This is a genomic window from Streptomyces sp. NPDC018019 (assembly GCF_044327805.1).
Classification (GTDB): domain Bacteria; phylum Actinomycetota; class Actinomycetes; order Streptomycetales; family Streptomycetaceae; genus Streptomyces.
This window is the reverse complement of sequence record NZ_JBIRGD010000026.1, coordinates 90,889-109,433: the sequence shown is the minus strand read 5'-3', so window position 1 is coordinate 109,433 and position 18,545 is coordinate 90,889. Positions and strand designations below refer to the sequence as shown.

The following is an 18,545-nucleotide window of genomic DNA, read 5'->3' as shown; positions in this document are numbered from 1 at the left end:
CGGTCTCAGACCCTTTCGGACGCCCGGCGGGCGTCAGCGTAAATTCCGATTTTGTGGTCGAGGACCTGGAGGGTGCTCTGCAGCTCGGTGATCCGCTGCCGTACGTCCTCGCGGTGCGCGGTCAGCAGCCGTTCCCGCTCGGGGAAGGTGTGGGCGCCCTCGCGCACCAGCTCGGCGTAGCGGACCATGTCCGCGACCGGCATGCCGGTCAGGCGGAGCTTGGTCACCAGGTCCAGCCAGTCCAGGTCGCGGTTGGTGAAGCGGCGCTGGCCCGTGTGCGTACGGTCCACGTGCGGCATCAGCCCGATCCGTTCGTACCAGCGCAGGGTGTGGGCGCTCAGGCCGGTGTGCTCGGCGACCTCGCTGATCGTGTACTGGTCGCGGCCGGTGGGCCGCGGGTGCAGCACCGTGCCCTTGCAGCGGGCGAGCCTCGCCGGCTCCCGGTCCGCCACCGTCCTGTCCGTCGCCGTCACCGTCATGCCGCGCCTCCCGTAGTCGCCGGATGTCCCCGGTACCGGGCCGCTTTCTCCCGGACTTCTCTCACGACGCCTTCAACGCTAGAGACTTGGAGTGCACTCCAAGCAAGCGAAGTCTTGACCCGGTCTTGGGGAGATCGGAAGGACCGGGGGGAGTGGGCCGGGCCCGGCGGCCACCCGCCCCCTCCCCGGCCCGGCCCGCCCGCGCCACCGGGGGCGTTAGGCTCGGTGCCATGTCCTTGCAGAGCCTTCGGATGATCGAGAACTGGCCGGTGCCGACCGCGGCCGCCGCCGTCGTACGGACCGACGGGACGGTGGCCGGCACATACGGCCCGCAGGAGCACCGCTTCCCGCTGGCCTCGGTCACCAAGCCGCTCGCCGCGTACGCCGCGCTGCTGGCCGTCGAGGAGGGCGCGGTCGAGCTGGACGAGCCGGCCGGTCCCCCGGGATCGACCGTGCGCCATCTGCTCGCGCACACCTCGGGGCTGGCCTTCGACGAGGACCGGGTGCAGGCCGCGCCGGGCGAGCGGCGGCTGTACTCGAACGCCGGATTCGAGGCGCTCGGCGACCACATCGCCAAGGCCACCGACATCCCCTTCCCGCAGTACCTGCGCGAGGCGGTCCTCGAACCGCTCGGCATGACCGCCACCGACCTGCCGGGCTCGCCCGCCAAGGACGGCGTCTCGACCGTCGCCGACCTGGTGCGGTTCGGCGCCGAGCTGCTGGCGCCGCGGCTGCTGGCGCCGCAGACGCTCGCCGAGGCGACGTCGGTGGTCTTCCCCGGCGTACGCGGCGTGCTGCCCGGCTACGGCATGCAGAACCCGAACGACTGGGGCCTGGGCTTCGAGATCCGCGACGGGAAGTCCCCGCACTGGACGGGTGCCGCCTCCTCGCCGCGCACCTTCGGGCACTTCGGCCAGGCGGGCACGTTCCTGTGGGTGGACCCGGACGCGGGCGCGGCCTGCGTGGCGCTGACCGACCGGGCCTTCGGCCCCTGGGCGATCGAGGCGTGGCCGCCGCTGACCGACGCGGTCCTCGCCGAGCTGCGCTGAACGCGCACGGCGGCGTGGCGGCCCCGGGGATACGCCCGGCCGGCCGCTCAGCCGTACGACGGTTCGCCCGGCATCTCCCAGATCAGGCACTCCGCGGCCCCCTCGGCGGCCAGCTCCAGGTCCGCCGCGTCCGTGATCCGCGCCGCGTCCCCGGCCGCCAGGCGCTCGCCGCCCAGCCGGACCGCGCCGCGCACCACGTGCACGTAGACCCGCGGCGCGTCCGGCACCGCCGACCGGGCGCCGTCGGTCAGCCGCCGCAGATGCAGCATCGCGGCGGCCCCGGGCACCGCGTACGGCGTCCCGTCGGCGATGCCGCGCACCACCTCGTACGCCGGTGCGCCCCCGAAGGCGGTCGGCGCGAGCCACATCTGCACGAAACGCAGCGGTGCGGCGCCGTCGTTGCGCTCCTCGTGCCGCACGCCGTCCGCCGCGCTGAGCCGCTGCACGTCGCCGGGGCGCACCACGGTCTCGTGGCCGGTGGTGGAGTCACGGTGGGTCAGCTCCCCCTCGACGACCCAGGTCACGATCTCGGTGTCGCGGTGCGGGTGCTCGTCGAAACCCGCGCCGGGCGCCAGACGTTCCTCGTTGCAGGCGATGAGCGCGCCGAAGCGCAGGTTGTCCGGGTCGTAGTGCGGGCCGAAGGAGAAGGCGTGCCGGGTCTCGATCCCGGCTGCCGCGTCGCCGCCCGGATACCGTTCGTCGCCTCTGTGTACGTGGATCACCCGACCACCGTAGTCCCCGCCCCCGAGAGCCCACCGCGCCATCACACCGCCCCGATAAGGCAGGCTTGTCCCCGTGTCTGAACCCGCATCGCGCGACCCGCACCCGCACCCGCATCCGCACACCGCGACGCTCCGTCGCCTGGAGAAGTCGTCCGGCAAGCTGGCCGCCAACGCCATCGCCCGCATGGACGCGCAGCTGCCGTGGTACCGCGCCATGCCGCCGGAGAACCGCTCCTGGATCGGGCTGGTGGCCCAGGCGGGCATCGCGGCCTTCACCGAGTGGTTCCGGCATCCGGAGACGCCCCAGGCCATCAGCACCGACGTGTTCGGCACGGCGCCGCGCGAGCTGACCCGGGCGATCACTTTGCGCCAGACCGTGGAGATGGTCCGTACGACCATCGAGGTCATGGAGGCCGCGATCGACGACGTGGCGGCCCCGGGCGACGAGGGGGTGCTGCGCGAGGCGCTGCTCGTCTACGCGCGGGAGATCGCCTTCGCCACCGCCCAGGTGTACGCGCAGGCCGCCGAGGCGCGCGGCGCCTGGGACGCGCGGCTGGAGTCGCTGGTGGTCAACGCGGTGCTCTCCGGGGAGGCGGACGAGGGCGCGGTGTCGCGGGCCGCCGCGCTCGGCTGGAATTCTCCCGAACATGTGTGCGTTGTGCTGGGTACGGCCCCGGACGGGGACAGCGAGCTGACGGTGGAAGCCATTCGCCGGGCGGCCCGGCACGCCAAGCTCCAGGTGCTCACGGGCGTCCTGGGCAGCCGCCTGGTGGTCATCGCGGGCGGCTCGGACGATCCGCTCAAGGCGGCGAAAGCCCTGATCGGACCGTTCGCGGCGGGCCCGGTGGTGGCCGGTCCGGTGGTCGCCGACCTGCTGGCGGCGACGCGCTCCGCGCAGGCCGCGGCGGCGGGCCTGAAGGCCTGTGCCGCTTGGCCGGACGCCCCCCGTCCCGTATTGTCCGACGATCTGCTCCCGGAGCGGGCGATGGCCTCCGACCCGGCGGCGCGTGAGCAGCTGGTGGAGGAGATCTACAGACCGCTGGAGGAAGCGGGCTCGGCTCTCCTGGAGACCCTGAGTGTGTATCTGGAACAGGCCAGCAGCCTGGAGGGCGCGGCGCGGATGCTCTTCGTGCACCCCAACACCGTGCGCTACCGGCTGCGACGTGTGACCGACGTCACCGGCTGGTCACCTTCGGACGTACGCTCCGCCTTCACGCTGCGCATCGCGCTGATCCTGGGGCGTCTGGCCGACGGTGACAGCCAACTCTAGACTTTTGTAGAACACCAACAATTCCCCTGATGGTTCTTCGTCCCTGTCCCCACGGGCGGGCGGGACCTCCCACAAGAGAGAGTGTGAGGGTGCTCGTACTCGTCGCTCCCGGCCAAGGCGCTCAGACGCCCGGCTTCCTGACCCCCTGGCTCGACCTCCCCGGAGTCGAGGACCGGCTTCGCGCGTGGTCAGCCGCCATCGACCTGGACCTGGTCCACTACGGCACGAAGGCCGACGCGGACGAGATCCGCGACACCGCGGTGGCGCAGCCGCTGCTGGTGGCGGCTTCCCTGATCTCCACCCGGCAGCTGTTCGCGGCCCCGGAGGACTTCTCCCGGCAGGTCGGCGCCGCCGCCGGGCACAGCGTCGGCGAGCTGGCCGCGGCCGCCCTGACGGGCGTGCTGTCCGAGGACTCCGCGCTCAGGCTCGTACGCAAGCGCGGCCTGGCCATGGCCGAGGCCGCCGCCGTCACCGAGACCGGCATGGCCGCCCTCCTCGGCGGCGAGCAGGACGTGGTCCTGCCGCACCTGGAGAAGCTGGGCCTGACCCCCGCGAACGTGAACGGCGCGGGCCAGATCGTCGCCGCCGGCACCGCCGAGCAGCTGGCCGCGCTGGCCGCCGACAAGCCCGAGGGCACCCGCCGGGTCGTCCCGCTGAAGGTGGCCGGCGCCTTCCACACCGTCCACATGGCCCCGGCCGTGACGGCCCTGGAGGAAGCGGTCGGGCAGCTCACGCCCGCCGACCCGCACACCCGGTACGTGTCCAACAAGGACGGCCGCGTCGTCACCGACGGGCAGGACGTGGTGCGCCGCCTGGTGGGCCAGGTGGCCAACCCGGTGCGCTGGGACCTGTGCATGGAGACCTTCAAGGAGCTGGGCGTCACCGGCATCATCGAGGCCAGCCCCGGCGGCACCCTCGTCGGTATCGCCAAGCGCGCCCTGCCCGGCGTCAAGACCCTCGCGCTGAAGACCCCTGAGGACCTCGACGCGGCCCGCACGCTGATCGCCGAGCACTCTGCCCCGGCCGAATAGGAGCCCCGAGAGCATGACCTCGAAGATCAAGCCCGCCAAGGGCGCCGCGTACGCGCGCATCATGGGCGTCGGCGGCTACCGCCCGACCCGTGTGGTGCCGAACGAGGAGATCCTCAAGCACATCGACTCCTCCGACGAGTGGATCCGCTCGCGCTCCGGCATCGCCACCCGGCACTGGGCCGGTCCGGACGAGACCGTGTCGGCCATGTCGGTGGAGGCGGCCGGCAAGGCCATCGCGGACGCCGGCGTCACCCCCGAGCAGATCGGCGCGGTGATCGTCTCGACCGTCTCGCACTTCAAGCAGACCCCGGCGATCGCCACCGAGATCGCGCACAGGATCGGCGCGGGCAAGCCCGCCGCGTTCGACATCTCCGCGGGGTGCGCCGGATTCGGTTACGGTCTCACGCTCGCCAAGGGCATGGTCACCGACGGCAGCGCCGAGTACGTGCTCGTCATCGGCGTCGAGCGGCTGTCCGACCTGACCGACCTGGAGGACCGGGCCACCGCGTTCCTCTTCGGCGACGGCGCGGGCGCCGTGGTCGTCGGCCCCGGCAAGGAGCCCGCGATCGGCCCGACCGTCTGGGGCTCGGAGGGCGACAAGGCCGACACGATCAAGCAGACGTTCGCCTGGGACGTCTACCGCCGCACCCCGGTGCCCGGCGGCGACGGCCCCGAGGCCCGGATGGAGCTGGACGCGATCCGCTACCCCGCCATCACCCAGGAGGGCCAGGCGGTCTTCCGGTGGGCGGTGTTCGAGATGGCCAAGGTCGCCCAGCAGGCGCTGGACGCGGCCGGGGTCAGCCCGGACGACCTGGACGTCTTCATCCCGCACCAGGCCAACATGCGGATCATCGACTCGATGGTGAAGACCCTCAAACTGCCGGAGAACGTCACGGTCGCCCGCGACGTGGAGACCACCGGCAACACCTCGGCCGCCTCGATTCCGCTCGCCATGGAGCGGCTGCTGGCGACCGGACAGGCCAAGAGCGGGGACACCGCGCTGGTCATCGGCTTCGGGGCGGGTCTCGTCTACGCCGCGACGGTCGTTACCCTCCCCTAGGCAAGATCTGCGCAGCGCCACCCGCTCGAACGCGTTCCGGCGGCTGTACGGAGCTTGAACCACAACCCGGAACTGCATATGTGCCAGTTCCCCGACACATCACCGAAGGAGCGCCATCATGGCCGCCACTCAGGAAGAGATCGTCGCCGGTCTCGCCGAGATCGTTAACGAGATCGCCGGGATCCCCGCCGAGGACGTCAAGCTGGACAAGTCCTTCACCGATGACCTGGACGTCGACTCGCTGTCCATGGTCGAGGTCGTCGTCGCCGCCGAGGAGCGCTTCGACGTGAAGATCCCCGACGACGACGTCAAGAACCTCAAGACGGTCGGCGACGCGACCAAGTACATCCTCGAGCACCAGGGCTGATCCAGGCCCGGCGCATGTCGCCACCCCGCGGTGGCGCCGTCGATTCTCAACCCCTCTACCTGTGGAGTAAGAATTCCCGTGAACGCGACCAATCGCACCGTGGTCGTCACCGGTATCGGCGCAACCACACCGCTGGGTGGCGACAGTGCCTCGACCTGGGAGGGGATGCTGGCCGGCCGGTCCGGTGTCAGCGCCCTCGACCAGGACTGGGCAGCCGACCTCCCCGTCCGCATCGCCGCCTCGGCGGCGGTCGACCCGGGAGAGATCATTCCCCGGGCGCAGGCCCGCAAGCAGGACCGCTCGGCGCAGTTCGCGCTGATCGCGGCCCGTGAGGCGTGGGCGGACGCCGGTTTCGAAGCCAAGGCCGGCGAGGACGGCGCCGTGGACCCGGACCGGCTCGGCACGGTCATCGCCTCCGGCATCGGCGGCGTGACCACCCTGCTGAACCAGTACGACATCCTGCGGGAGAAGGGCTCGCGCCGCGTCTCCCCGCACACCGTGCCGATGCTGATGCCCAACAGCCCGTCGGCCTACGTCGGCCTGGAGGTCAACGCGCGGGCCGGTGTGCACACCCCGGTCAGCGCCTGCGCGTCCGGCGCCGAGGCCATCGGCTACGCCGTCGAGATGATCCGTACGGGCCGTGCCGACGTCGTCGTCGCGGGCGGTACGGAAGCCGCCATCCACCCGCTGCCGATCGCCGCGTTCGGCAACATGATGGCGATGTCGAAGAACAACGACGACCCCGAGGGCGCGTCCCGTCCCTACGACGCGGACCGCAACGGCTTCGTGCTCGGCGAGGGCTCCGGCGTGATCGTCCTGGAGTCGGCCGACCACGCCGCCAAGCGCGGCGCGCGCGTCTACGCCGAGGCCGTCGGCCAGGGCATCTCCGCCGACAGCCACGACATCGTGCAGCCCGAGCCGTCCGGCAACGGCATCGCGCACGCCCTGCAGAACCTGCTCGCCCGCACCGACCTCAAGGCCGCCGAGATCGTGCACGTCAACGCGCACGCGACCTCGACGCCGCTGGGCGACCTGGCCGAGCTGAAGGCGCTGCGCAAGGTCTTCGGCACCGACGCCGACCACATGGCGATCTCCGCCACCAAGTCGATGACCGGCCACCTCCTGGGCGGCGCGGGCGGCGTGGAGACCGTCGCGTCGATCCTCGCGCTGTACCACCGGGTGGCGCCGCCGACGATCAACATCCAGAACCTCGACCCCGAGGCGGACGCGGACATCGTCCGGGACGTCAAGCGCGAGCTGCCCGCCGAGGGCACCATCGCGGCGCTGAACGACTCGTTCGGCTTCGGCGGTCACAACGTGGTGCTGGCCTTCCGGACCGTCTGACGGACCGGGCCGTCGCACCGGTGAAGGGGTCGCGCCGTCGGGCGCGGCCCCTTCCGCATGCCTGCCGCCGGGTCAGCCGGGGAAGCTGGCGAAGTACGCCGCCGCGCCGTCCTCGTCGCCGTGTCCCTGCTCCTCCGCGCGCCGGAAGCGCTCCGCCGCCGCCTGGGCGAGGTCCAGCCGTACGCCGGCCTGCTCGGCGGCTTCCGCGATCAGCCGGGCGTCCTTGCGCGCGGCGGACACCGTGAAGCTCGCCGGGTACTCGCCGGACAGGATCAGCTCCGACTTCATCCGGAGATAGGGCAGGTCGAGCGGCCCGCCCGCGACCGCCTCCAGGAGGGCGCGCGGGTCCACGCCGAGCCCCTGCGCGAGGGCGAGCGCCTCCCCCGCGCCGTTGATGACGGTGAGCACCCAGCTGTTGACGGCCAGCTTGAGGCGGCTGGCGGTGCCCGCCGCCGCGTTCTCGCCGGTCCACAGGGTGCGCTGTCCGACGATGCCGAGGACCCGCCCGGCCCGTTCCCGCACCTCCTGCGGCCCGGCCGCGAGCACCGTCAGCAGGCCCCGCTCCGCGGGTTCCCTGGTGCCGAGCACCGGCGCGTCGACGAAGTCCAGGCCGTGTGCGCGGGCGAAGGCGGCGAGCGGGGCGACCCCGTCGGCGCCGACGGTGCTCATCTGGAGCCAGAGGGTTCCGGCGCGCAGCGCGGGGGCGCTCTGCCTGATCGCGTCCAGGACGGCCGGTCCGTCCAGCAGGACGGTCAGGACGGCGTCCGCGCCGTCCACCGCCTCGGCCGGGGTGTCCACGACCCGTACGCCGTCGGCGGCGAGCGGGTCGGCCTTGGCGCGGGTGCGGTTCCACGCGCGGACGCCGAGGCCCGCGGCGGCGAGGTTGCGGGCCATCGCCGAGCCCATGATTCCGGTGCCGAGCACCGCCACTGAGATGTTGTCAGGCATGTCCGCACGCTACGGCTTGGAGCGCACTCCAGGACAAACGCGGCGCGGCGCCGCGGCGGGGCCTCAGACGACCTGGTGCAGCCAGCGGACCGGGGCACCCTCACCGGCGTACCGGAAGGGCTCCAGTTCGTCGTCCCAGGGCTTGCCGAGCAGCTTGGCGACCTCGGCCGCCAGCTCGGTCTCGCCGCCCGCCGAGCGGGCGAGCGCGGCGCGCAGCCGGTCCTCGGGGATGAGGATGTCACCGTGGATGCCGGTGACGGCGTGGAAGATGCCCAGTTCGGGGGTGGCGCTGTAGCGCTCGCCCTCGGCGGTGGCGCAGGGCTCGGCGGTCACCTCGAAGCGCAGCAGGTGCCAGCCGCGCAGCGCCGAGGCGAGCTTGGAGGCCGTGCCGGCCTCGCCCTGCCAGGAGAACTCGGCTCTCCACGTCCCGGGGGACGCCGGCTGGCGGATCCAGTCGAGGTTGACGCGCACACCGAGCACGCCCGCGACGGCCCATTCGACGTGCGGGCACAGCGCGCGCGGCGCGGAGTGGACGTACAGAACTCCACGTGTCGTCACCGGGACCTCCAGTACGGTTCGAGGTTCGCCTTCCCCAGCGGCCTCGTGCCCGTTCCGGTCGCGGCCGGGACAGCTGCGAACATTCTGCCCCAGTGATCACGTCGGCACCAGCATCCGAGGTTACCTACAGTAAACACCATTAGCCCCAATTTGCCGCAAAAGGGACAGTAAATGACGTGATGTAATGCGAGTGTGCCGACTGTGCCGGTGCCGTCGGGCGAGGACCCTACGGGCCACGGCACAAGCTACCGCGCAGCAGCCGCCGGGGGGTGACGTACCGTCGGTACCGGAACAGATATCACTCGCACGCCGGAGGGGGACAGAGGATGACAAGGGTCAATCGGCCCTTTCGGCCAATCAGGGCCCGTGCCGCCGCGCTCGCCGCCGGCACGGCGGCCGCGCTCCTCGTCTCCCTGGCCGGGTGCGGCGACCCGGGCGACGGCGGCCGGACGGGCGGCCGGACGGCATCGAGCCCCTCCCCCGCGCCCGCTTCGGCGTGGCGCACCGACCCGGCGTCCGTGGCCGCGCTCGGCGACTCGATAACCGTCGGGTTCGACGCCTGCTCCGCGCTGTCCGACTGCCCCGCCGTGTCCTGGGCCACCGGCACCGATCCGCAGGTGAACAGCGTCGCCCGGCGGCTGGTGAAGGACCCCGCCACGCACAGCTGGAACTTCGCGAAGACCGGCGCGCTGATGCGCGACCTGCCCGCCCAGGTCGACCGGGCCGTCCGCCAACGGCCCGAGCTGGTCACCGTTCTGGTGGGCGCGAACGACGCCTGCCGCAACGACGTCGGCGCGATGACCACGGAGACCGCCTTCCGCGCCGACTTCGAGGCGTCGCTGCGCAAGCTGCGCCGGGCCCTGCCCAAGACGCAGGTGTACGTCGCCGCCGTGCCCGACCTGATGCGGCTGTGGTCGCAGGGACGGCAGAACCCGCTGGGCAAGCAGGTGTGGCAACTGGGCATCTGCGGGTCGATGCTGCGCGACCCGGACGACCTGTCGAAGGCGGCGGACACCCGGCGGCAGACCGTGCGGGCGCGGGTGCAGGCGTACAACAAGGCGCTGGAAACGGTCTGCGAGCGGGACGCGCTGTGCCGCTTCGACCGCTCGGTCTTCGACTTCCGCTTCACCGGCGCCGAGTTGAGCGCCTGGGACTGGTTCCACCCCGGCCGGGAGGGTCAGCGGGAGCTGGCGCGGATGGCCTTCGAGGAGATCACCCGTAAGGGGACGTAGCGGACTGGACGGCGCGGCGCGCCGAGGTCGGACGGACCGGACGGCAGGGTTCCGTACGGCCTGGGGGCACCCCTTAAGGGAGGCCGCCGGGAGATCATTCCTGCTGGGGATCCGTACGGGTCGCGGGCCGCGGGAGGATGAGTGCCTGTCCGAACGGCGGTGCGCGGCGGCCCCGTACACCCCTCGGCACCCACCCACACCGCTCTCGTCCCGGGGGGACCCGTCATGACCGGACGCCGCGCCGCCACCAGGCCCGGACACCGCACCACCCGTACCGCCCTGGCCGCGGCGGCGCTCGTCACGCTGGCCGTCGCCGTCACCGGCTGCGAGCTGACCGAAAAGGTCACCCAGAGCGAGCGCACGTACACGGTGGACGGCCGGACCGCGAAGCTGGACGTGTCGACCCCGGGCGGCGACATCAGGATCGTCGCCGACGACGCGGCCGGCGACCGGGTCAAGGTGACCGAACGGCTCGAATACGGCAAGCACAAGCCCGACACCCGGCACTCCCTCCAGGACGGCAGCCTCAAGCTCACCGCGGACGACTGCGGGCGGGCCATGAGCAAGTGCAACGTCAACTACGAGGTACGGGTGCCGCGCTCGGTGGCGGTCACCCTCCGGACCGACGGCGGCGACATCGACGTCCAGGGGACGGCGGGCGCCGTCAGCGCCCGGACGAGCGGCGGGGACATCGCCCTCCGGGACTGCACGGCCAAGCAGACGGCCGTGGAGACCGACGGCGGCAACATCGACGCCCGCTTCACCGCCACCCCGGACCGGGTGGACGGCCACACCAGCGGCGGCCGGGTCTCCGTCCGCCTCCCCCAGGACCGCTACGCGGTGGACGCCACCACGGACGGCGGCGACCGCAGGGTCACCGGCACCGTGGACGGCAGCTCGCCGCACAAGATCAAGGTGCACAGCGACGGGGGCGATGTCGAGGTGCGGGCCGGCCGCTGAGCCGGGACCGGTCACCGGCCCGGCCGCGCTCCCGGCGCGCCCGTCCGTGCGCGGTCAGGCCACCGTGATCTGCGCGGTCAGCCGTCGGTCGGTGCTGCTGCGGGCCGCTTCGACGGCGTAGGTGCCGTCGACGAAACGGCGGGCGGCGGCCGTTTCGTCCCAGACCTCGAACGCGCGGCGGGGCAGGGCGATCTCCACCTCGGCCGTCTCGCCCGGGGCGGCCTCCACGCTCGCGAAGCCGGCCAGCCAGCGGTCCGGGCGCTCCAGCGGTACGTCGCCCGCCACCCTGGTCAGGGGCGCGAGGTAGATCTGCACGATCTCGCGCCCGGGGCGCGGGCCGGTGTTGCGCACCCGGACGCGGGCGCGTGCCGGGGTCGCCTCCAGGGACTCGTAACTCCAGTCGGTGTAGCCGAGGCCGTGCCCGAAGGGGTACGCCGGTGCCGGGCCCGCCTGTTCGCGCGCCCGGCGCTGCCACGCCCGGTAACCGATGAACACGCCCTCCTCGTAGCGGATCTCGCCGTCGACCGGGGTGACCTGGGTGACCGGTGCGTCCGCCAGGCGGGCGGGCCAGGTGGTCGGCAGCCGGCCGCCCGGCTCGTGCGCGCCCAGCAGGACGTCGGCCAGCGCCGCGCCCGCCTCCTGGCCCGGGAACCAGCCGAGCAGGACGGCGGGCACCTGGTCGCGCCACGGGAGTTCCACCGGTGATCCGGAGTTGACGACCACGACCGTGTACGGGTTCGCCGCGGCCACCCGGGAGACCAGTTCGTCCTGGCGGCCCGGCAGGGCCAGGTCCGCGCGGTCGAAACCCTCGGACTCGGTCTCCTCGGTGGTGGCCACGACCACGATCGCGGCGTCCGCGTCCGCGGCGGTCCGCACCGCCGCGTCGAGCTCGGCGTCCGGGTCGGGCCGCGGCTCCGCGTGGCCGAGCGCGAAGGTCAGTGCGGGCATGTCCGCGCCCAGTGCGGTGCTGCGCGGCACGAAGCACAGCGTCACGTCCAGGGGCTGATCCGCCGTCAGCTCCGCCTCCAGCCGGTGTTCCGCCGGGTTCATGAACGCCTCGAACGGGTCGTCCGTCCCCGGCGCGCAGGGGGCGTCGAACAGCACCCGGCCGCCGACGGTCAGGCGCAGCTCGCCGGTGCCGGAGACGGCGAAGGTATGGGCGCCGGACGTCCGCGGGGTGAAGCTGCCGGTCAGCTCCACGCGGTGCAGGTTGCGCCGTGTGACGCCGTCCGGGAACCGGCCCAGGGCCTGCACCTTGCCGTCGGCCTGCGGCTGTTCGGCGAGCAGCGCGCCGTCCGCGTCGTAGTAGCGGGCACACAGCTCGAAGCCCGCGCGGGCGTGCGGGACCTTCGTGCGCGGGTCGGCACCGACCGCGAAGGCGACTTCGGTCCCGGCGGGCAGGGCGGCGCGCAGGCCGTCCAGCGGGGAGACGATCCGCTCGGGGAAGACGGTGGCGGAGCCGCCGCCGAGCACCCGGGCGTCCTCGGCGGCGGCACCGATGACGGCGACCTTGCGGAGGGCGCGGGGGTTCAGGGGGAGGGCGCGGGGCGTGGCGGGGGCGGGCGGTGTTCCGGGGGCGTCCGGTTCATCGTGTACGGCCGGTTCATCGCGTACAGCTGGTTCGCCCCCTGTGGCCGACTCGTTCCGTACGAGCGGCTCGCCCCGTACGACCGGCTCGTTCCGTACGAGGACGAAGGAGCGGCGGGCGATCTCGCGGGCCAGGGCGCGGCCGTCGATGGCCTGCGGTACGTCCTCCGGGGCGACGGCGGCCGGGACGCCCTCCAGGCAGCCCGTGCGGGCGGCGAGCAGCAGCACACGGCGCACCGCGGCATCCACCTCGGCCTCCGTGACCCGGCCCGCCCGGACGGCAGCCGCGAGCGGCGGCCCGAAGACCGTGTGCGGCCCCGGCATCGCGAGGTCCAGTCCGCCGCGCAGGGCCCGTACCGTGTCGCGGGCCGCCGTCCAGTCGGAGACGTTGACCCCGTCGAAGCCCCACTCGTCCCGCAGGACGCCGGCGACCAGCTCGCGGTGTTCGGTCATCGTCGAGCCGTTGACCTGGTTGTACGCCGTCATGATGCCCCAGGGGCGGGCACTTTCGACGATGTGCTCGAAGGGGGCCAGGTACAGCTCGCGCAGCGGGCGCGGGGCGATCCGGTTGTCGACGGTGAAGCGCTCGGTCTCGGCGTCGTTGCCCACGAAGTGCTTGACGGTCGTGCCCACCCCGCCGTCCTGGACCCCGGCGACGTACCCCGCGCCGATCACGCCGGTCAGGTACGGGTCCTCGGAGAAGCACTCGAAGTGCCGGCCACCGAGCGGGGAGCGGTGCAGGTTGACGGTGGGCGCCAGGAGGACGTGCACGCCCTTGCGGCGCGCCTCCTGGGCGAGCAGCCGGCCCGCGCGGCGCGCCAGCCCCGGGTCCCAGGCGGCGGCCAGCGCGGTGGGGCTGGGGAGCGCGACGGACGGGTCCTCGGCGCCCCAGCCCTGGCCGCGCACGCCGATCGGCCCGTCCGACATGACCAGGGACCGCAGCCCGATCTCCGGGACGGCGGGCAGCGTCCAGACGTCCCGGCCGGACAGCAGCCGGGCCTTGGTGTCGAGGTCCAGCTTCCCCAGGGCCGCCTCGACGGCCGGGGCGACTGCCGTGGCGTAGGCGCTTCGGTGGTCGGTCATACGGCTCTCCTGACGTGGACGTACGGCTCCGGGACCCCGGCCCGATTGTGACCGCTCCACCTGGCGAACGGTAGGCATCGTTATCTTCTGGTTATCGTACGGGTGGGGCGGGCGGCGGGGTTACGCTCGGCCGGTGACTGCACGGGACCAGGCGTGGCGGACGGACCGCCGGAGCGGCGGCGGGCGCGCGGCGCAGCGCGAGGAACGGCGCGCGGCGATCCTCCAGGCCGCCATGGAGCTGATCGCCGAACGCGGCTACCGGGGCACCTCACTGGCCGCCGTCGCCGAGCGCGCCGGCCTCACCCAGCAGGGCCTGCTGCACCACTTCCCCAGCAAGGAGCTGCTGCTCGTCGGCGTCCTGGAGGAGCGCGACCGCTGGGACACGGCGTCCGCCGCCGCGGCCTCCGGCGTCCGGCGCACGGACACGCTGGCCGCGCTGGTGGACTACAACGCCGAACGGCCCGGCGTCGTCCAGACCTACACGGTCCTGTCCGGGGACAGCGTCACCGAGGACCACCCGGCCCGGGACTTCTTCGAACGGCGCTTCCGCCGCGTACGGGAGACGCTGGCCGAGGCGCTGCGGGCGGAGTTCGGCGACCGGCTGCCGGGCGGGCTGACGCCGGAGCGGGCGGCGCCGCTGCTGGCCGCCGTGATGGACGGGCTCCAGCTCCAGTGGCTGCTGGAGCCGGAAGAAGTGGACATGCCGGCGGCGTTCCGGGACTTCCTGGCGCTGCTCGGGGACACGGGAGCCGGGCGCCGGCCCCCGGAGGGCGAAGGGCCGGATACGCCGTCCTGAACGGATCAAGCCCTTCCGTCGGCAGCACGGCGCCGCTTTACTCACCCCATGAGACGCATACGTACCAGGCTGGGCGTGCTCGGCGCCGCGTTGCTGACCGCGGCCCCGCTCGCTCTCTCCGCACCTTCCGCCACAGCGGCCACCACCGGCACTGCCGGTGCTGCCGGTGCTGCCGGCGCCACCGGCACCGCTGCCCCCACCGCGGCACGGCAGCCGGCCGCCGGTACGCCGACCGCCGAGGAGCAGCGGCTGACGCAGCCCGTGCCGCAGGAGATCCTGCGGCGCAGCGGGTTCGCCGGGGTGGCCGGGACGTTCGCCGACGGGCTCGCGCGGGTGGAGTCGTACGGCGCGGCGAAACGGTACGTCACGGATGCGGGCCGCACGCTGTGGCGGCGCGCGGTGGACCGCGTCCAGGGGCGCGGACCGCAGGGCGGCGACCTGAGCCGGGACGACGACCGGCCGCTGTACTGGGCGCGGCTGGGGATGACCAAGGCGCTGCGGGAGTGGAAGCCGGACTTCCGGCTGTCCGACGGCCGGCGGGACACGCTGCTGGCGGCGCTGGAACGCGGTTCGCGCGGGCAGGACTCGATCGACCTGCCCGGCGGCCGGCGTCCCGGGACCCGGGTGCTGCGCGCCGTGGTGACCGGCTTCGACCCGTTCCAGCTGGACGCGGACGCCCGGCGCAGCAACCCGTCCGGGGCCGCGGCGCTCGCGCTGGACGGCACGACGGTCCGTACGTCCTCGGGACGGCTCGCCCGCATCGAGACCGCGGTCTTCCCCGTACGGTGGGCGGACTTCGCGGCCGACACGGTGGAACGGACGCTGCTGCCGTCCTTCCGGCGCGGGCCGCACCAGGTGGACCTGTTCACCACCATCAGCCAGGGCCGGCCGGGACGGTTCGATCTGGAGCGGATCAACGGCGCCTGGCGGGGCGGCTACCCGGACAACGCACGGGAGTCGCGGACCGGGACGGTGCCCGTGCCGAAGGGCGTGCCGACCGTCCGGCCGCAGCCGCAGTGGACCACCACGACCCTGCCGTACGCGCAGCTCACCGCGGCGCCCACCGGGCCGTTCCCGGTCCGGGACAACACGGCGGTGACCGAGATCCCGGCGGGCGGCACGGTGCCCGTCGACCGGCCCGACGGGCCCACGCCGGGCTCGGCGGCCCGCGCGGGCGGCGGCGGTGACTACCTGTCCAACGAGATCGGCTACCGGGCGACGCTGCTGCGCGACGCGCTGCGGCTGACGGTGCCGGGCGGTCATCTGCACACGCCGGTGCTCCAGTTCGGCGCCGGGAACACCGATCCGGTGACCGGCACGGTCACCGATCCGGACTTCGTACGGAACCGGAACGCGATCACCGGGCAGGTGCGGAACATCCTGACCGCCGCGTTGTCAGTGGCACCGGGCATGATGGGGAAATGATCGTCGCAGCAGCGCAGTTCCCGTCCGCCGCGTTGGACGTCGAGGCCAACGCGGCGCGCACGGCCGGCCTGATCACCGAGGCCGCCGGGCGCGGCGCCGAGCTGGTCGTCCTCGCCGAGCTGGCCCTGACCAACTACGAGCTCGACGCGATAGCCGCCGCCCCGGAGCGGTATGTCCTCGCGCCGGACGACCCGCGTCTGGCCCCGGTCCGCGACGCCTGCCGGGCGGCGGGCGTCGCCGCGGTGGTCAACTGCCCGGGGCGCGGCCCGTCGGGCACCGCGGCCGGGATGACGATCGCCACCTTCGTGTACGGGCCGGACGGCGCGCCGCTGGCCCGCTACGACAAGCACCACCTGCACGGCCGGGAGAACGAGCTGTTCACCGCGGGGCCGGCCGCGGGCGGCCGCTTCACCTTCCGCGGCCTGAGGTTCGCCCTCGCCACCTGCTACGACAACGCCTTCCCCGAGGTGGCGGAGCGGGCCGCGGCCGACGGCTGCCAGGTGTATCTGGCCAGCTCCTTCCACGACTCGGTGGACCGCACGGAGCGGTACGCCGCCCTGGCGCGGGACCACGCGCTCGACGTGCTGCTCGCCAACGCCACCGGCCCGGGCAGCCCGGGCGTCGCCTGCGGGCACAGCGGCATATGGGCGGCGGACGGGACGTGCCTCGCGCGGCTGACGGACGCAGCGGGCCTGGCCCTGGCCGAGGTCGGCCGGCGCCCGGCGGCCGGGCCGGACATCCGGCCGCGTTAGCCAGGTGTTAGCGGAGCGGCAGCCGGGCGCCAGCGGCCCCGGACAGAGTGGGTGACGTACCGAGGAGACACGACACCGACTGCCTGGGGGACCCCCGAAATGAGCTCCACCGCCACCGCCCGCACCGCCCGCCGCCGCACCCTGCGCGTCGCCGCCGCGGCCCTGACCGCAGCCGCCGCCCTCACCCTGACCGCCTGCTCCGGCTCGGACGGTTCCGGCACGAAGGCCGCGGGCCAGGCGGGTACGGGCCTGGTCGCCGCGGATGCCGGCGCCACGGACTCCACGGCCGCGGCCCCCGCCGCCGGCAAGCAGGCCCCCGGCACCAAGGCGGACACCGGCACCCAGGCCGGCACCACGTCGGGGGCCGGCACCACGTCAGGGACCGTCGGCAAGCAGTCGGGCGGCTCCCGCGCCGGCACGGGCAAGGGGGCGTCCCCGGTCCGTACCCAGCCCCTGCCGGACGGCAGCAAGGCCGAGATCTACCAGCGAGGCACCCAGCACTACCTCGCCAAGATCGTCAACCGTGGTTCGGTCCTGGGCACCCTGGAGGCGAACCAGCACGACGCCGGGCTCGACGCCAACGACATGTTCGTCGTGCTCACCTCGACCGGTCAGGTGCATTCCTGGATGGGCGGCGGCCACCGCGGCCCGGGCACGTTCAAGCTCGCGGGCGGCTGGACGGCCAAGGTCACGAAGACCGGCGAGCTCCGGTACCGTGCGGAGATCCTCGGGAACGAGGGCGCGGTGTACGGCACGCTGGAGGCGAACCAGCACGACACCGGGCTCGATGCCAACGGTGTGTACATCGTGCTCAGCGCCGGCGGCGTGATCAGCGCCCACCAGTGAGCGCCTGCCCGGCTGCGCCGCGGTGGCCGCCGTTCCCCTGACAACCTCCGCCTCCGCCACCCCGCCCCGGCAATGACGGGGCGGGGCAAGGGTGGGGGCGGCCCGAGTGCGGCGCCCCCGCCGCGGTCCCGGCTCAGGACGGGAGTTCGTCCAGCGTCGGGTAGGACGGCTGGGCACCCGGCTTGGTGACGGCGGCGGCGCCGACCCGTACGGCGAAGCGGGCCGCGTCCGGGAGGGAGTCGCCGCGGGCCAGGCGGGTGGCGAGAGCGCCGGTGAAGGCGTCGCCGGCGCCCGTGGTGTCGACCGGCTCGACCTTCACCCCGGCGACCCGTTCGCTCTTCCCCTCGCCGTCCACGACCAGCGCGCCGTCGCCGCCGAGGGTGACGACGACCGAGCGGGCACCCTGGTCGCGCAGCGCGCGGGCCCAGTCCTCCGGGGTGCCTTCGCCGCGGCCCGCGAGCTGCTGCGCCTCGTGCTCGTTGACGACGAGGGGGTCGGCGGCGGCGAGGAGTTCGGGGTCGAGGCGGTCGGGCGTCGGGGACGGGTTGAGGACGACCCGGGTGCCGGTCTCCGTGGCGGTGGCCGCGGTGGCCCGTACCGTCTCCATCGGGACCTCCAGCTGGAGGGAGACGGTGGCGGACCCGGCGATGACATCGCGGGCGGCGGCCACGTCCGCGGGGGTGAGCGCCGCGTTGGCGCCCGGGGAGACGACGATGCTGTTGTCGCCGTCCGGGCCCACGATGATCATGGCGGTGCCGGTACGGGTGCCGGGCGCGGCGATGACGTGCGTGACGTCCGTGCCCGCGGCGCGCTGCGCGTCCAGCAGCAGCTCGCCGTACGCGTCGTCGCCGACCCGGGCCAGCAGCCCGACCCGGCCGCCCAGCCGGGCGGCGGCAGCGGCCTGGTTGGCGCCCTTGCCGCCCGCCGACTCGACCAGGTCGGAGCCGTGCACGGTCTCCCCCGCGCCGGGCCGCCGCGCCACCCGGACCGTCAGGTCCGCATTGGCCGAGCCCACTACCAGTACGTCGTACATCTG

18 protein-coding genes are annotated in these 18,545 nt (G+C 73.8%); 12 read left to right on the top strand and 6 right to left on the bottom strand.

Annotated features, from left to right (window positions below; genetic code table 11):
• Positions 1-5: 5 nt before the first annotated feature.
• On the bottom strand, positions 6-479 hold the full coding sequence (locus tag ACH4FX_RS33450; protein WP_398485193.1) for a MerR family transcriptional regulator: 474 nt from the start codon (positions 477-479) through the stop codon (positions 6-8).
• Between the two features lie 230 nt (positions 480-709).
• Between ACH4FX_RS33450 and ACH4FX_RS33445 the strand changes: the two genes are divergently transcribed.
• Positions 710-1,528 (top strand): serine hydrolase domain-containing protein, encoded by an 819-nt coding sequence (locus tag ACH4FX_RS33445; RefSeq protein ID WP_398485192.1) that lies wholly within the window; start codon positions 710-712, stop codon positions 1,526-1,528.
• A gap of 47 nt (positions 1,529-1,575) precedes the next feature.
• Here ACH4FX_RS33445 and ACH4FX_RS33440 read toward each other — a convergent pair whose 3' ends face one another.
• Entirely contained in the window at positions 1,576-2,292 is a 717-nt protein-coding gene (locus ACH4FX_RS33440) for a pirin family protein (RefSeq protein ID WP_398485191.1), read from the bottom strand.
• A gap of 31 nt (positions 2,293-2,323) precedes the next feature.
• On the opposite strand from ACH4FX_RS33440, the gene ACH4FX_RS33435 reads away from it, so the two are divergent.
• The 5 genes from ACH4FX_RS33435 (at position 2,324) to ACH4FX_RS33415 (ending at position 7,322) form a co-directional block, all read left to right on the top strand.
• Complete coding sequence (locus ACH4FX_RS33435; RefSeq protein ID WP_398485190.1) at positions 2,324-3,520, top strand: PucR family transcriptional regulator; 1,197 nt, start codon at positions 2,324-2,326, stop codon at positions 3,518-3,520.
• A gap of 89 nt (positions 3,521-3,609) precedes the next feature.
• Positions 3,610-4,551 carry an ACP S-malonyltransferase gene (locus tag ACH4FX_RS33430; RefSeq protein WP_398485189.1) on the top strand — a complete coding sequence of 314 codons (942 nt, stop codon included), beginning with the start codon at positions 3,610-3,612 and terminating at the stop codon, positions 4,549-4,551.
• Positions 4,552-4,564: 13 nt separating this feature from the next.
• Positions 4,565-5,611: a ketoacyl-ACP synthase III gene (locus ACH4FX_RS33425; RefSeq protein ID WP_398485188.1), complete on the top strand. Its 1,047-nt coding sequence runs from the start codon at positions 4,565-4,567 to the stop codon at positions 5,609-5,611.
• Positions 5,612-5,729: 118 nt separating this feature from the next.
• Complete coding sequence (locus ACH4FX_RS33420; protein WP_398485187.1) at positions 5,730-5,978, top strand: acyl carrier protein; 249 nt, start codon at positions 5,730-5,732, stop codon at positions 5,976-5,978.
• Between the two features lie 78 nt (positions 5,979-6,056).
• Positions 6,057-7,322, top strand: a complete 1,266-nt coding sequence (locus ACH4FX_RS33415) for a beta-ketoacyl-[acyl-carrier-protein] synthase family protein (protein ID WP_398485186.1) — start codon at positions 6,057-6,059, stop codon at positions 7,320-7,322.
• A gap of 72 nt (positions 7,323-7,394) precedes the next feature.
• Here ACH4FX_RS33415 and ACH4FX_RS33410 read toward each other — a convergent pair whose 3' ends face one another.
• Positions 7,395-8,270 (bottom strand): NAD(P)-dependent oxidoreductase, encoded by an 876-nt coding sequence (locus ACH4FX_RS33410; RefSeq protein ID WP_398485185.1) that lies wholly within the window; start codon positions 8,268-8,270, stop codon positions 7,395-7,397.
• A gap of 63 nt (positions 8,271-8,333) precedes the next feature.
• Positions 8,334-8,828 (bottom strand): DUF3145 domain-containing protein, encoded by a 495-nt coding sequence (locus ACH4FX_RS33405; protein ID WP_030597503.1) that lies wholly within the window; start codon positions 8,826-8,828, stop codon positions 8,334-8,336.
• Positions 8,829-9,154: 326 nt separating this feature from the next.
• Between ACH4FX_RS33405 and ACH4FX_RS33400 the strand changes: the two genes are divergently transcribed.
• Both ACH4FX_RS33400 and ACH4FX_RS33395 read left to right on the top strand, forming a co-directional pair.
• Positions 9,155-10,060 carry an SGNH/GDSL hydrolase family protein gene (locus ACH4FX_RS33400; RefSeq protein ID WP_398485184.1) on the top strand — a complete coding sequence of 302 codons (906 nt, stop codon included), beginning with the start codon at positions 9,155-9,157 and terminating at the stop codon, positions 10,058-10,060.
• A 225-nt stretch (positions 10,061-10,285) separates the two neighbouring features.
• Positions 10,286-11,020, top strand: a complete 735-nt coding sequence (locus tag ACH4FX_RS33395) for a DUF4097 family beta strand repeat-containing protein (protein ID WP_398485183.1) — start codon at positions 10,286-10,288, stop codon at positions 11,018-11,020.
• A gap of 54 nt (positions 11,021-11,074) precedes the next feature.
• Here the strand turns inward: ACH4FX_RS33395 and ACH4FX_RS33390 are convergent, their stop codons facing one another.
• On the bottom strand, positions 11,075-13,690 hold the full coding sequence (locus ACH4FX_RS33390) for a beta-glucosidase (RefSeq protein WP_398485182.1): 2,616 nt from the start codon (positions 13,688-13,690) through the stop codon (positions 11,075-11,077).
• A 133-nt stretch (positions 13,691-13,823) separates the two neighbouring features.
• Between ACH4FX_RS33390 and ACH4FX_RS33385 the strand changes: the two genes are divergently transcribed.
• The 4 genes from ACH4FX_RS33385 (at position 13,824) to ACH4FX_RS33370 (ending at position 17,509) form a co-directional block, all read left to right on the top strand.
• Positions 13,824-14,486: a TetR/AcrR family transcriptional regulator gene (locus ACH4FX_RS33385; RefSeq protein ID WP_398485181.1), complete on the top strand. Its 663-nt coding sequence runs from the start codon at positions 13,824-13,826 to the stop codon at positions 14,484-14,486.
• Positions 14,487-14,534: 48 nt separating this feature from the next.
• Complete coding sequence (locus ACH4FX_RS33380) at positions 14,535-15,911, top strand: pyroglutamyl peptidase (RefSeq protein ID WP_398485180.1); 1,377 nt, start codon at positions 14,535-14,537, stop codon at positions 15,909-15,911.
• Positions 15,908-16,663 (top strand): carbon-nitrogen hydrolase family protein, encoded by a 756-nt coding sequence (locus ACH4FX_RS33375; RefSeq protein WP_398485179.1) that lies wholly within the window; start codon positions 15,908-15,910, stop codon positions 16,661-16,663. The genes ACH4FX_RS33380 and ACH4FX_RS33375 overlap by 4 nt, the downstream gene beginning before the upstream one ends.
• 99 nt (positions 16,664-16,762) lie before the next feature.
• On the top strand, positions 16,763-17,509 hold the full coding sequence (locus ACH4FX_RS33370) for a hypothetical protein (protein ID WP_398485178.1): 747 nt from the start codon (positions 16,763-16,765) through the stop codon (positions 17,507-17,509).
• 133 nt (positions 17,510-17,642) lie between these two features.
• Here the strand turns inward: ACH4FX_RS33370 and rbsK are convergent, their stop codons facing one another.
• Positions 17,643-18,542 (bottom strand): ribokinase, encoded by a 900-nt coding sequence (gene rbsK / locus ACH4FX_RS33365; RefSeq protein ID WP_398485222.1) that lies wholly within the window; start codon positions 18,540-18,542, stop codon positions 17,643-17,645.
• Positions 18,543-18,545 lie beyond the last annotated feature (3 nt).

What these genes read in the sequence shown, in the direction of transcription:
- ACH4FX_RS33450 (WP_398485193.1), bottom strand. Translation starts at nt 479, where the DNA reads ATGACGGTGACGGCGACGGACAGGACGGTGGCGGACCGGGAGCCGGCG.
- ACH4FX_RS33445 (WP_398485192.1), top strand. Translation starts at nt 710, where the DNA reads ATGTCCTTGCAGAGCCTTCGGATGATCGAGAACTGGCCGGTGCCGACC.
- ACH4FX_RS33440 (WP_398485191.1), bottom strand. Translation starts at nt 2,292, where the DNA reads ATGGCGCGGTGGGCTCTCGGGGGCGGGGACTACGGTGGTCGGGTGATC.
- ACH4FX_RS33425 (WP_398485188.1), top strand. Translation starts at nt 4,565, where the DNA reads ATGACCTCGAAGATCAAGCCCGCCAAGGGCGCCGCGTACGCGCGCATC.
- ACH4FX_RS33420 (WP_398485187.1), top strand. Translation starts at nt 5,730, where the DNA reads ATGGCCGCCACTCAGGAAGAGATCGTCGCCGGTCTCGCCGAGATCGTT.
- ACH4FX_RS33410 (WP_398485185.1), bottom strand. Translation starts at nt 8,270, where the DNA reads ATGCCTGACAACATCTCAGTGGCGGTGCTCGGCACCGGAATCATGGGC.
- ACH4FX_RS33400 (WP_398485184.1), top strand. Translation starts at nt 9,155, where the DNA reads ATGACAAGGGTCAATCGGCCCTTTCGGCCAATCAGGGCCCGTGCCGCC.
- ACH4FX_RS33395 (WP_398485183.1), top strand. Translation starts at nt 10,286, where the DNA reads ATGACCGGACGCCGCGCCGCCACCAGGCCCGGACACCGCACCACCCGT.
- ACH4FX_RS33390 (WP_398485182.1), bottom strand. Translation starts at nt 13,690, where the DNA reads ATGACCGACCACCGAAGCGCCTACGCCACGGCAGTCGCCCCGGCCGTC.
- ACH4FX_RS33380 (WP_398485180.1), top strand. Translation starts at nt 14,535, where the DNA reads ATGAGACGCATACGTACCAGGCTGGGCGTGCTCGGCGCCGCGTTGCTG.
- ACH4FX_RS33375 (WP_398485179.1), top strand. Translation starts at nt 15,908, where the DNA reads ATGATCGTCGCAGCAGCGCAGTTCCCGTCCGCCGCGTTGGACGTCGAG.
- ACH4FX_RS33370 (WP_398485178.1), top strand. Translation starts at nt 16,763, where the DNA reads ATGAGCTCCACCGCCACCGCCCGCACCGCCCGCCGCCGCACCCTGCGC.
- rbsK (WP_398485222.1), bottom strand. Translation starts at nt 18,542, where the DNA reads ATGTACGACGTACTGGTAGTGGGCTCGGCCAATGCGGACCTGACGGTC.